Origin of the sequence: Candidatus Thiosymbion oneisti, from assembly GCF_900092655.1 — a bacterium.
Lineage (GTDB): Bacteria > Pseudomonadota > Gammaproteobacteria > Chromatiales > Chromatiaceae > Thiosymbion > Thiosymbion oneisti.
In genome coordinates, this window is sequence record NZ_FLUY01001720.1 from 1 (window position 1) to 11498 (window position 11498).

10 protein-coding genes are annotated in these 11498 nt (G+C 57.8%); 6 read left to right on the forward strand and 4 right to left on the reverse strand.

Translation table 11 applies throughout. The features are described 5' to 3' along the window. Nucleotides 1–128 precede the first annotated feature (128 nt). The gene (locus tag BQ17_RS18180; RefSeq protein ID WP_089729541.1) at nt 129–596 is read left to right on the forward strand and encodes a CBS domain-containing protein; all 468 of its coding nucleotides are present in this window, start codon (nt 129–131) and stop codon (nt 594–596) included. A 32-nt stretch (nt 597–628) separates the two neighbouring features. Here the strand turns inward: BQ17_RS18180 and BQ17_RS18185 are convergent, their stop codons facing one another. The 3 genes from BQ17_RS18185 to BQ17_RS18195 are packed head-to-tail and all read right to left on the reverse strand — an operon-like array spanning nt 629 to nt 1562. Next, a complete protein-coding gene (locus BQ17_RS18185) occupies nt 629–943 on the reverse strand; it encodes a gas vesicle protein (protein ID WP_089729543.1) in 315 nt (104 codons plus the stop codon). A gap of 41 nt (nt 944–984) precedes the next feature. Further along, nucleotides 985–1359: a gas vesicle protein K gene (locus BQ17_RS18190; protein WP_089729546.1), complete on the reverse strand. Its 375-nt coding sequence runs from the start codon at nt 1357–1359 to the stop codon at nt 985–987. Next, nucleotides 1356–1562, reverse strand: a complete 207-nt coding sequence (locus tag BQ17_RS18195) for a gas vesicle protein (RefSeq protein ID WP_089729547.1) — start codon at nt 1560–1562, stop codon at nt 1356–1358. The genes BQ17_RS18190 and BQ17_RS18195 overlap by 4 nt, the downstream gene beginning before the upstream one ends. A gap of 656 nt (nt 1563–2218) precedes the next feature. On the opposite strand from BQ17_RS18195, the gene BQ17_RS18205 reads away from it, so the two are divergent. The 5 genes from BQ17_RS18205 to csb2 all read left to right on the forward strand — a co-directional run bounded on the left by BQ17_RS18205 (nt 2219) and on the right by csb2 (nt 10225). Further along, nucleotides 2219–2467 (forward strand): DUF6364 family protein, encoded by a 249-nt coding sequence (locus tag BQ17_RS18205; RefSeq protein WP_089729551.1) that lies wholly within the window; start codon nt 2219–2221, stop codon nt 2465–2467. A gap of 433 nt (nt 2468–2900) precedes the next feature. After that, nucleotides 2901–5408: a CRISPR-associated helicase/endonuclease Cas3 gene (locus BQ17_RS18210; protein WP_089729553.1), complete on the forward strand. Its 2508-nt coding sequence runs from the start codon at nt 2901–2903 to the stop codon at nt 5406–5408. Continuing rightward, the gene (gene cas8g1, locus BQ17_RS18215) at nt 5401–7632 is read left to right on the forward strand and encodes a type I-G CRISPR-associated protein Cas8g1/Csx17 (RefSeq protein WP_089729555.1); all 2232 of its coding nucleotides are present in this window, start codon (nt 5401–5403) and stop codon (nt 7630–7632) included. Before BQ17_RS18210 ends, cas8g1 begins: the two co-directional genes overlap by 8 nt. Before the next feature lie 16 nt (nt 7633–7648). Beyond that, nucleotides 7649–8563 carry a type I-G CRISPR-associated RAMP protein Csb1/Cas7g gene (gene cas7g / locus BQ17_RS18220; RefSeq protein ID WP_089729557.1) on the forward strand — a complete coding sequence of 305 codons (915 nt, stop codon included), beginning with the start codon at nt 7649–7651 and terminating at the stop codon, nt 8561–8563. Between the two features lie 15 nt (nt 8564–8578). Then, nucleotides 8579–10225: a type I-G CRISPR-associated protein Csb2 gene (gene csb2, locus BQ17_RS18225; RefSeq protein WP_089729559.1), complete on the forward strand. Its 1647-nt coding sequence runs from the start codon at nt 8579–8581 to the stop codon at nt 10223–10225. Nucleotides 10226–10389: 164 nt separating this feature from the next. Here csb2 and BQ17_RS18230 read toward each other — a convergent pair whose 3' ends face one another. Then, the gene (locus BQ17_RS18230) at nt 10390–11178 is read right to left on the reverse strand and encodes an enoyl-CoA hydratase-related protein (protein WP_089729561.1); all 789 of its coding nucleotides are present in this window, start codon (nt 11176–11178) and stop codon (nt 10390–10392) included. Nucleotides 11179–11498: the final 320 nt, after the last annotated feature.

The window sequence follows — 11498 nt, forward strand, 5'->3', positions numbered from 1 at the left end:
CCAGCAAGCCAGACTTGCCCGTAAACGCTGGGTTTCGTTCCTCAACCCAGCCTACCCTCTACTTTGGCCTATGGCCCTTTTTTAGACAGCCTCTAAGCCCGCTCATCCCAAGAGGAGACGCCTGTTCCATGCAAGTTCACGAAGTCATGAGTCGCGCCATACGTTCGGTCAGCCCGGACGCCAAGGTCATGGAAGTAGCCTCCATCATGTGTCTGTACCGGATCCCCGGTATCCCGGTGGTAGCGGACGACGGCGAGCTGGTGGGGATCATCGCGGAGAAGGATGTGTTGCACAGCCTGTTTCCGAAGCTCGAGAACCTAATGGAGGAGGGCATGGGTAATGTGGATCTGGACAAGCAGATTGCCAAGTACAAGGATGTGTTGGCCTTGTCGGTAAGCGACCTCATGACCCGTAATCCCATCACGGTGTCTCCGGACATGCATGTGCTGCGGGCCGCTTCCGTTATGGTGCGTCATCGCTTCCGTCGGCTCCCGGTGGCGCACGAAGGCATGTTAGTGGGCATGTTGAGTCTCGGCGACCTCCATAAAGCCATCTTCCACCTCAATGTCGCCACGAAGAAGCTAGCCAAGGACTAACCCCAGGTCAGCACCTCATGCCAGACAGGCTCTCAGACCTGCGGACCGGACCGTTCGGCCAGTTGCGCCTCGAGCTGACTGACCCGTTGCGCGAGTTCGGTCGAATCGGGAGCCTTGTCCGTGAGTCTACGAAAGGCGCTGTCCTGGGACCACCAATCCATACCGATCTCCTTGGCCTTGTCCACCGAGCAAATGACCAACCGTAGCTGGATGGTCAGGAGCTCGATGTCTACCAGCTTGATCTTGATATCGCCGGCGATCACTACGCCCTTGTCGAGCACGCGTTCGAGCACGTCGGCCAAGTTGCTGGTCTCGAGCGAGTGCTTTAATCTGGTCTGTGTCGCCATGTCTTTCCCCGGTTATTGGATTGCGCGATGGGTTGCCTCGGCTAGAGTAGCTTACCTAGCGGTCCCAGATCGATGTTCAGGTCCTCCTCTTCCAACCCGAACGTTTGGCGCAAGCGCTCGATCTCTTCGGTCTGCTTCATCAGGGCCAGGCCCAACCGCTCGATCTCATCGTCCGTGAGGGTGCCGGAGTCCATGCGTCTGATGGCCTGACGCTCCAAGAGCTCGTGCAGCAGACGCACCAGTGCCAGCACTAGTCGGCCAAGTCCGCGCTTGACGTCGTCATCGGACACATTGATGCGTGGAGCCGTGCCTGTGACGGGCCGCTGATCCGGCGGCGTTTCGGAGCGCATGACGCGCGCGAACTCGGTCATGTCCTCCGACAGGATCCGGGTGTCCGCATCGGCGACGCCGCTCATGGGGATTCCTCCGGGTAGGTCTCGGTGCCGCGCAACGCCTTGTCGATGGAGGATACCAGGACCCGCAGGCTCAGGTAGATCAAGTCCACATCCGCCACCGAGATCGTAGCCTCGCCCATGATAACGGCCCCCTTGTTCAGGATGCGATCAAGCATCTCCGACAAGGCGATCTGTTCTTGGTCCATATGGGGATGACGGGCCATGCATCGAGTCCTCGGATGGTTGATTCATCAGCGTTTCCTATACGAGAGGAGGTGTCCGGTCACGTCCAGCGACTAGGCCACGGAAAATGCTGAGGAAAGGTTGCGAGCCCGAAGGATCCACGAGAGGGGGACTGCCGGGGAAACGAAAGGAAAAAACAGGGGCCCTAAACGGCTTAACCCCGGGCGCATACTCGAGTGAAACCACTCTAGCAGAGGCGGATCCGGGGCTTACGATACCAAAGTATATAGCCCCTACCGTGTTTGTCAAGCTAGTTAAACAGGGCGAGCGTGTATAAAATTTTTTAAAATCAATGACTTCAGATAGTTGCAGGCCGAACATGACAATAAAGTTTAATTATAACTTGTTGATTTATAATGACATGCGCCCGCCCTGGCTAGTTAAACACCAGTGTTTAACTGGCCCTCCCATATCGTTTCGGAATATGTGGTTACTAGCATGTCCGTCAAGCCGTTCGATCTTGGAGATGAGGTACTGGAAGCACTGGAAACTTCCCTCTCCCCGGAGAGGATGTCCACCTATGTCAAGGCAGCAGGCGGAGATCGGAAAAAGGCGGGCGCGCACGGGTTCCAGACAGGTGTTGTCGGCCGCGCTGACGTATACTCCCTAGGATGCAATCTAAGGTGCAGGAGGCGCTATGACCACAAAGCTGACCCCACACATCGATGAACATCCGATCGAGCAGGCGAAGGCACACAGCCGGGCGCACGGAGAATCCGTATCCGAGCGCGTCGCCGACTACTTCGCCATACCTGGCACCGGCACGGAAGACCACGGACGAGAGAGCTCCACTCCGTTGGTCGACTCCCTGCATGGCTTGCTGAAGGATAAGAGTCTCGACGAGGAAAGCTACAAAAGACACCTTGTTGACAAATATGGATTATGAGTTAGGTGCGTAATCCTCTTGATAAAGATCAGGACCCGAATCCTATCCTGTTGGCGGTTGTTCCAATTTCCCGCCACAAGCGGGCTTCCTTGAAGCTGAGTTAGGCGTGTAACCGACTGAGTTGAAAAAGGAATTTCTCCGGGGCTTGGCCCCGGCCTCTTTAGGAGCAACTGCCCGGCGCGCCAAAGCAGACAAGGGATTGTCTGCAACATCTTGAAGACGCAATCGTTCACGAGAGTGCCCGCTTAGGCGGGGGCGACGCCATCGTCACGCGTGATCTTGCGGATTTTTCGGCGGCTTCCTTAACAATTTTCGTGCCGAAACAACTGGTCGCTGTCGCAACTCGCCGCAGATAAAGGGAGCGATACAGCTAAGTCGATAACCGGCAGCATCGTCGCTGTATCCCAGAAAACACAACGAAAGGAGAGCGCCGTTGGATTTCCGAGAATTCTTCATGCTAGCGACAGGAGAGCCCGAGCCCTTCGGTTATCAGGAACGACTAGCCGAAGAGCCCTGGCCGGATCTGTTGGAAATACCTACCGGAATGGGCAAGACCGCCGGGGTTACGCTGGCCTGGGCCTGGAAGCGGGGATGGCGCGTGGGTAAACGTGAGCCCCACGACCCCGATCCGAATACGCCCCGGCGACTGATCTGGTGTCTACCGATGCGGGTCCTGGTGGAACAGACCCGAAAGGCCCTGGAGCAGTGGTTCGGCACGGATGGGCTTCAAATTCTTGGGAAAGCCGGAAATGATGGGGTGTCCGTCCATGTACTGATGGGCGGAAAATCCGATCTCAAGACCTGGGCCGAGTACCCGGAACGGGATATGGTGCTGATCGGCACCCAGGATATGCTGCTTTCGCGGGCCTTGATGCGCGGCTATGGGATGAGCCGCTTCTTGTGGCCGGTCCATTTTGCCTTTCTGCACAATGATTGCCTCTGGGCATTCGACGAGATACAGCTGATGGGTGCCGGGCTGACCACTTCGGCCCAGATCGATGCCTTTCGGCGCGACCTGACACCGGGTGCCCCCTCGCGCTCGCTTTGGCTCTCCGCCACCCTCAGGCGCGACTGGCTGGAAACCGTCGATTTCCGCAGCACCCTGGAAACCGCGCGTCACTTCCGGCTTTCGCCGCAGGAGCAGACATCTCCGCAGGTGGCCGAAAGGTACAGAGCGATCAAACATCTCCATCGAGCCCGGACATCCCTGACTAAAGACAGTGCCAAATCCAAAGCCGACCAATATGCGAAGGCGCTGGCCGACGAGGTATTGGAGCAGCACGCGGCAGGGACCCAGACCCTGGTGGTCGTCAACACCGTCGAGCGTGCTCAGACCCTCTATCAGGCCCTGGAAAAACACAAGCCGGAGGCCGACCTGCTGTTGGTACACGCCCGCTTCCGCCGAAAGGAGCGCGATGTACTCACAGAGAAACTGAAACCCGAATCGGACCAGGACCGCATTGTGGTCGCCACCCAGGCCATCGAGGCCGGGGTAAACATCTCGAGCCGTACCCTGTTCACGGAGCTTGCCCCTTGGTCCTCACTGGTCCAACGCTTCGGCCGCTGCAACCGTCGTGGTGAATATGCCGTCGAGGGCGCGGATGTCTTCTGGATCGATGTCGAGGAAGACCTCGCCGTGCCCTACCAAGGACAGTCAACGGGCGAGGCAAGACAAATACTTACGGATCTGAGTTCGGCCAGCCCTGCTCACTTACGGCCGCCGACTGAGGACTCCCCTGTGACCGCGGTCCTGCGGCGGCGAGATTTCCTGGATCTGTTCAACACGGACCCGGATCTGTCCGGTTTCGACGTGGATATCGCCCCCTATATCCGTGATGGGGATGATCCGGATGTGCAGATCTTCTGGCGCAATCTTGCCGATGACTCAACCGACCAACCCCACCCATCCGCTCGTGAGATCTGCCGCGCCTCCCTGGGGCAGTTCAAAAGTTACCTGGACAAGCGCAAAAAGGGAGAGACAATCGCCGCTTACCGGTGGGACGCACTCCTGGGACGCTGGCAACCCATGCGGGAACGGCCTCATCCAGGCATGATCCTGATGCTGGACGCCAAGCTCGGCGGTTACGACGAGGCTTTGGGTTTTGCTCCCGACCGGACACAGCCGGTAGAGCAGGTTCCGAGATCTGAAACACCCACCGACAAGGCACAGACAGATGCATTCCAGGGCGAGCATCTGAGCTTGAACCGCATTCCCGTGACCTTGGCGGATCACCTGGGCGAGGTCGAGCGGGAGGCCACCGAGCTTACGGATTCACTCGGTCTCTCCGATGAGGACAAACGCCGCGTAAAGCTGGCCGCTCGTTGGCACGATGTCGGCAAATCCCATCCCGCCTTCCAATCCATGCTCCTCTACGCCATGGGCGACGATGCCGGACGTTGGGGCGACACCCTCCTCGCTAAGGGCAGCGGTTCGGGGCGACCCTACTACGCCGTCTGCGATGCGGAACGGAAAATCCATGAGCGGCGTTATTTCCGACACGAGCTCGCCTCGATGCTCGCCTGGCTCGACCAAATGGGAGGCGAAGAAGACGCCGACCTGATCGCCTATCTGATCGCGGCCCATCACGGCAAGGTACGCACCAGCCTGCGCGCCCTCCCGAACGAGCAGGCTCCACCGCAACCCGGACGGCGTTATGCCCGCGGTGTCTGGGAGGAAGACGAGTTGCCCGAGCTGGAAGTAAACGGGCAGCGGATCGCCGGGACTCGGCTCGACCTGGGTCTGATGGAACTGGGCGAAGGACCCACAGGCCCTTCCTGGAGCGAGCGTATCGGCCGCTTGCTGGATACCCACGGACCCTTCAAGCTGGCCTGGCTGGAGGCCCTGGTCCGCATCGCGGATTGGCGCGCCTCCCGGCAACCTCTCGAAATCAGTGCCCCGCCCAAGCGGAACAGTGCGGAAGAGGAGCAAAACCATGGCTGAGCTGATTCTAAGCGGATGCCCACCGACTCCAATGGCAGGTTACCTGAAGGCACTAGGCGCATTACGCCTGCTTTCCGACCAAAAACCAGGCTGGTCAGTCCGCGGGGCATGGCGCGAAGACCAATTTGTCCTATTAAGTCCAGCCTTTTCTGATGACAAAACGTCAAACCTGGATCAAATATTTGAAGTTCTTCTGCATGAATATCGACCATCACCAATCATCTCGCCGTGGAATGGCGGCAGTGGCTTTTTTTATCGCGAAGAAAAGCTAAAGGAGATTGACTCAAAAACGGGGAAACAGAAGAAAACTGGAATAAGAAATCAATCCACGACGGCAACCAAAACCATTGACGCGTTTCTGGAAGGAACCTGTGATCGGCTTGCCGACTATAGAGAGGTGATTGGCCTCGCAAAATCCATCTTATCGGACCTTGGCCTGAACGAAGCACCGAAAGAAACTGAGAAGCATGCCCTCATTCAACTGCTGCGAGCAACGTTGCCAGAGAATGCGCTTATTGCTGTGGACGCCGGTATCGCTTTGACTACAGAGCACCTGGGATTTTCACCACTACTCGGAAGCGGCTGGATTGATGGCAACCTAGATTTCGCTAACAACTTTATGCAGAAGATCAAAGATTTGATCGATCTTTCAACTGGACAACCGACACCAGCAAGCGCCGCATGGTTAAAAGCATCTCTGTCTAACAAGGCCGCCGCCAGCCTCACGAAAGGCACGTTAGGCCAATTTTTCCCAGGTCGCGCTGGTGGACCGAACTCCTCGATAGGATTCGACGGCAACTCGTTGATCAATCCTTGGGATTTCGTACTTGCCTTTGAAGGGTCGTTGTTCTTTGCGACTTCGACAACCCGGCGGCTGGAATCCGGAGATAAGTCATCTTTAGCCTACCCGTTCACGGTCAGATCCAATGCCGCTGGAACTGGTGTTTTGGGTACGGGGGACGAGAGCAAAACGCGCGATGAAATCTGGTTGCCCTTGTGGACAAGGCCCGCATCTGTAGTCGAATTAAAAACGCTTTTCTCCGAAGGCCGTGCGACAGTTGGAAGACGAAGCGCGCACGACGGACTTAGCTTTGCTCGCGCTATCTCTGGACTCGGCGTTGATCGCGGAATATCTTCCTTCTACAGGTATGGCTTCTTAAAGCGTTTTGGAAAAAACCATCTCGCAACACCGTTGTCACGGGTAGAGGTCCAATCCAATCCGAAAGTAGATCTTATCAACGATCTGGAGTCTGGCTACTTCCTCGACCGTCTGCGGGGTTTCGCACGCTCGAAACATGCCCCGGCGGGCATTCGCTCCCAGGTACGCCGTCTGGAAGATGCCCTCTTTACCCTGACCCGGCACAGCGACAAATATACTTTGCAGAAAATCCTCCGGATAACCGGCCGCATCTGCTTCATCCTGTCCAGGAGCGCCAAGGGCCGGGAGGCCGTCCCCCTGCTCCCCCGCCTGCAAGAGAGGTGGGTGGATAAGGCGGATGACGAATCCCCCGAATTTCGCTGTGCCGCGGCACTCGCCGCACTCAAGTGCGCCGGCACGATCGACCATACCAGCCTACCTCTGCTGTCCTTCATTTTGCCCGTGAATCGGGCCAAACCGAACGGCAACTGGCAATGGGCGCCGGAGTCCCGGCTGGCGGTCTGGCGTGAAGGCAGTCTCCCGAGAAATCTGGGCGCCATCGTTGCCAGAAGGCAGGTCAAAGGATTCGAGGTAACCGGCAACACCCCCAGGGTCGGCGCCGGCACGGTCGATCTGCACGGATTCTTCGACGCCGGTCTCGACGAGAAACGCCTGTCCGAGCTCTTGCTGGGCCTGATCCTGGTCGAGAACTTCCCCGCGAAGCTGTCGATGACAGCGAAAGACCGGGTATCCTTACCCGCCAGCTATCTGGTGCTCAAGCCCTTGTTCACAGCCCATGCTCAACTGGTAAGGAGCAGACTTCTCGACCCGAATCAAACCCTCCCCCTGTCGGGTGAGCTGGTCGCCAACCTCCGCGCCAACCACACCCAAAGGGCAGTGGATCTCGGTTGGCGCAGACTGCGTGCATCCGGTCTACCCATTCCGAACTCTCCGCGACATGCGCCCGACGCATCCAACCTCGACGGTCCTCGGCTGCTCGCCGCCCTCGCAGTCCCGCTTAATTCCGAGGATCTATTCTTCTGTCTCAAGGCGTTCAGAACCCAATCATCCCGAACTCCGGAATAATCCGAGGAGAACCCGCATGAACCTTACGGCACTCGACCAATCGCCCCGCCTGCTGATGGAAGCGGACCTGACCCCATTGCAAGGGACCCGCTTCCAACCCACCGGCTTCCCCGACCTAGGCGCTGCCGAATACGAGGGACCAGACGGAAAACGAATGCTGCTGGTGGAATCTACTCAGAGCATGGCGAACCGGATGGAAATAGTTTGTTGGAGCAAAGCGTCCGACGATTGGGAAAAACCGCTAAAGGGACTGCCTTATATCAAGGTCGTGGACAATGAGGGTAGGGGCATCACGAATTCCGTCTTAGAGGCCCATCGCATCAATTCTGAATACATCGCGCGATCAAAGGATTTCACACCAATCAAAGATGAGCTGGGATTCCGCAAAGACAGACCCTTCGACATCCGTAGCCAGCTGGTGCCAGTTCTCCTCAAGTACGACATCAACTCTCTGATTCACGGAGTATTCCTAGAAGAAGTCGCTGGTGTCATCCGTCTTCCCAGAGTTCTTTCTTCATTCATTGAAGCGACTGACATCAACGCCGTTCAAAGCGGCGGCGTAAAGCTCAATCCCATAGAACCTACACTAAAGGAGGGTGCCGGCAATGTGCCTTATGCTCGCACCGAGTACACCTCCTCAAAAACCACAGCTTATTTCAATCTCGATCTCGCACAATTGCGTGCCTTTGGTTTCGAGGATAATGTAACGACGCTTTTAATCGCACTGGCCCTGTTCAAGATCCAGCGTTTTCTAAAAGAGGGACTGCACTTGCGTACAGCCTGCGACCTAGAACCTTCTTCAGTCAAGGTTACTCGGCCTGCCGGCTGGTCACTGCCAGAACTCGTACAGCTAGAGGAAGCGCTACCGAAACTCATTGCTGCGTCGGCAAAGCACTTCGCCGGCGTCACTACCGTCCGCTATCCAGGGTGAATCGGCGGAAAGACTATGCTTACCCTCACCCTTTCGTTCCCAGCCGGACGCTACCATGCGACCCCCTGGGGCCGACACGTCAACGAGGCCGACGTGGAATGGCCGCCCACCCCCTGGCGCCTCCTGCGCGCCCTGATCGCTGTTTGGCACCGCAAGCTGAGTCCGGTGGATCAGGACCCCGAACTGTTCGAGAGTTTGCTCGAATCGCTTGCCGCTACACCGCCGCTCTATTTTGTACCACCCGGTATTCACACCCATTCCCGCCACTACATGCCGGCCAGATCCGGCAAGGCGGATAAGAACACGCTCATCTTCGATGCCTTTGCCCGCGTATCCGCAAACGACGAGCTGATCCTTGCCTGGCCGGACCTGGAGCTGGACGGCGCGCAGATCGCGTTGATCGACACCCTGGCCGCAAGACTCGGATTCTTGGGCCGCGCCGAAAGCTGGGTGGAAATGCAACGCCGTGAAGCCTGGGGTGACAAACCGAACTGCGTACCCGCCGACACCGCCACCGAGGAGAATGTCGCAAAAGCCCCTCTCCCGTCGGGGATGTCGCAAAAGCCCCTCTCCCCCCGGGGAGAGGGGTTGGGGAGAGGGGGGTCGAAGGGTGAAGACGAGGGAGACAGGCGGCTCACCCTGATGATGCCCATGCCGGCAGCCGACTATGCAAGCTTTCGAGCCGCCCAACTGGAAGGGCTCAAAAAGCGTTCCGACCTCAAACCCAAGGACAAAAAAGCTATCGCCGCAACCTTGCCGGAATCCTGGTTGGACGCCATCGGGGTCGAAAGCGCGGAGCTCCGGGCGGCCGGCTGGAACATCCCTCCCGCTTCCCGCGACATCCCCTATCGAGTGCGGGACGAAATCCTGCGAAGCAGCGGCAGGCTTTCCCCACGATCGGTAGCTCACAAGGATGCTACGACCTTCCGTTTTGCCGTCTATGGCAAACCGCTGCCGCGGGTAGAAGACGCGGTACGTATGGGGGAATGGCTGCGCTTGGCCGCAATGAGCCAAGCGAAGAAATTGCTTGGGGAAGATGCCGTCCCGCCATGGATCTCGGGCCACGGACTCCCGGACGGCAATCGCCACGATCATGCTTTTTGGTTATCGGAAGACACAGACAGAGACGGCAAAATCGATCACCTGATCGTACATATTCCCGCATTACGGAAGGACTTCGTGGATGTCCCCGAATCACTGAAGAACTCGGTACAACAAGCGGTCAAGGGCATCCGGAGGATCTGGAACCGAGATGGACAGGAGTGGAACCTCTGGTTCGAAGGTGCAGGCGAACCAAAAGATTTTGCCGGACCGGACAGATCACTAATCTGCGGTAAGAGTAAAAGCTTCATCAGTATTACGCCCTACCTCATGCCCTGGCATACAAAACGCAACTTCGGCCTGGAGGAACAGATTCGACGCGAATGCCAAGCCCGTGGACTTCCGCCGATCGACACCATTGAGCCCCTTCACCATGTGAAGGTCGGCGGGCGATCAATCACACCGCTCGCTTTCCATCGTTTCCGCTCCCGCCGTGGTCTAACCCAACCGGATCGACGTGGGGCATCTCTTCGGATCACCTTTACCGAAACGATCGAAGGCCCCTTGGCACTCGGATTCGGTTGCCACTTCGGCCTGGGCCTGTTCACATGTGAGATATGAGGAAACTCCGCTCTCCAAATAAGCCTGCTTGTTGCCGACTGCCCGGGTATTGGAGCACGGGCATCTCGCCCGCACGGCAAATACTGATCGCTGCGGTTCGCTTGCCGACTGCCGGCAAGCTGCGCTTATTGCCCATCTACATTCCTGCGTAAGCCAGACAGGCTCTAAGCGCCTTTAACGAATTTGCGGAATTGAGGTTTGCGCTTTTCCTTGAATGCCGTAACACCCTCTTTCGACTCATCGGTGTCGTAGTACAAGCCGACGGCCTGCAGGCCCAGTGCCGAGATGCCGCGCTGGTGTTCGGTATCCGCATTGAACGCCCGCTTGGCAATCGCCAACGCGGTGGGGCTGCGCTCCATGATCTCATCGCACCAGCGCTGTACCTCTTCATCCAGCTTCTCATGGGGAACTACGCAATTGGCAAGCCCCATCCGAAACGCCTCTTCGGCCGTGTAGCGCCGGCACAGATACCACATCTCGCGGGCCCGCTTCTCCCCGATGGTGCGGGCCAGGAAGGCACAGCCGAACCCAGGATCCACGGAGCCCATCCTGGGGCCGACCTGCCCGAAGATTGCCCGTTCGGAGGCGATTGTGAGATCACACAAGAGCGCGAGTACATTGCCGCCGCCGATCGAATAGCCTTGTACCCGCGCGATGACGGGTTTCGGGATATCCCGAATGACGCTCTGCAGCGCCTCGAGCGGCAGACCGATGGTTCCCCGACCATCATAAGCGCCCTCATGGGACGACAGATCCCCACCCGTGCAAAACGCCTTGTCGCCGGCCCCGGTCAGGACCACGACTCCGATCTTGCGGTTCCAACCCGCACGATTCAAGGCATCGATCAGCTCGTCACAGGTGATGCCCCGAAACGAGTTGAAGGTATCGGGTCGATTGATTGTGATCCTGGCGATGCCCTCGTGCACTTCATAGAGAATATCTTGATAAGCCATCTGCATAGGCCCCCTGTTGATTAATCAGTTCTCAGCATTAAGCCGTTTGATTAAAACGGATCCTGGCGTCGTGTTGGGTTACGGCGCGTTCAGCATGTCAGCGTGTCCGACATTGAACACCGAATGTTGGGTACGGGCCATCCCTGGCCCTTTGCCCAACCTACACTTAACTACAAGTCCGTGCGGTCCGGCAGCGCGGCGGGTAATGTAGGTGTAGGTTGCGTTAAGACGCCGGCACTGACTTGGCAGACGATCAGCGAGCCTTGGTGCGTCGAACGCAACACGTCAAACCCTGTCCCGACGCAGGAGGGATCTTTTCC

Excerpts from the sequence above, each read along its gene's own strand:
- BQ17_RS18230 (WP_089729561.1), bottom strand. The coding sequence starts at position 11,178 with ATGGCTTATCAAGATATTCTCTATGAAGTGCACGAGGGCATCGCCAGG.
- cas8g1 (WP_089729555.1), top strand. The coding sequence starts at position 5,401 with ATGGCTGAGCTGATTCTAAGCGGATGCCCACCGACTCCAATGGCAGGT.
- BQ17_RS18190 (WP_089729546.1), bottom strand. The coding sequence starts at position 1,359 with ATGAGCGGCGTCGCCGATGCGGACACCCGGATCCTGTCGGAGGACATG.
- BQ17_RS18180 (WP_089729541.1), top strand. The coding sequence starts at position 129 with ATGCAAGTTCACGAAGTCATGAGTCGCGCCATACGTTCGGTCAGCCCG.
- BQ17_RS18205 (WP_089729551.1), top strand. The coding sequence starts at position 2,219 with ATGACCACAAAGCTGACCCCACACATCGATGAACATCCGATCGAGCAG.
- cas7g (WP_089729557.1), top strand. The coding sequence starts at position 7,649 with ATGAACCTTACGGCACTCGACCAATCGCCCCGCCTGCTGATGGAAGCG.
- BQ17_RS18185 (WP_089729543.1), bottom strand. The coding sequence starts at position 943 with ATGGCGACACAGACCAGATTAAAGCACTCGCTCGAGACCAGCAACTTG.
- csb2 (WP_089729559.1), top strand. The coding sequence starts at position 8,579 with ATGCTTACCCTCACCCTTTCGTTCCCAGCCGGACGCTACCATGCGACC.
- BQ17_RS18195 (WP_089729547.1), bottom strand. The coding sequence starts at position 1,562 with ATGGCCCGTCATCCCCATATGGACCAAGAACAGATCGCCTTGTCGGAG.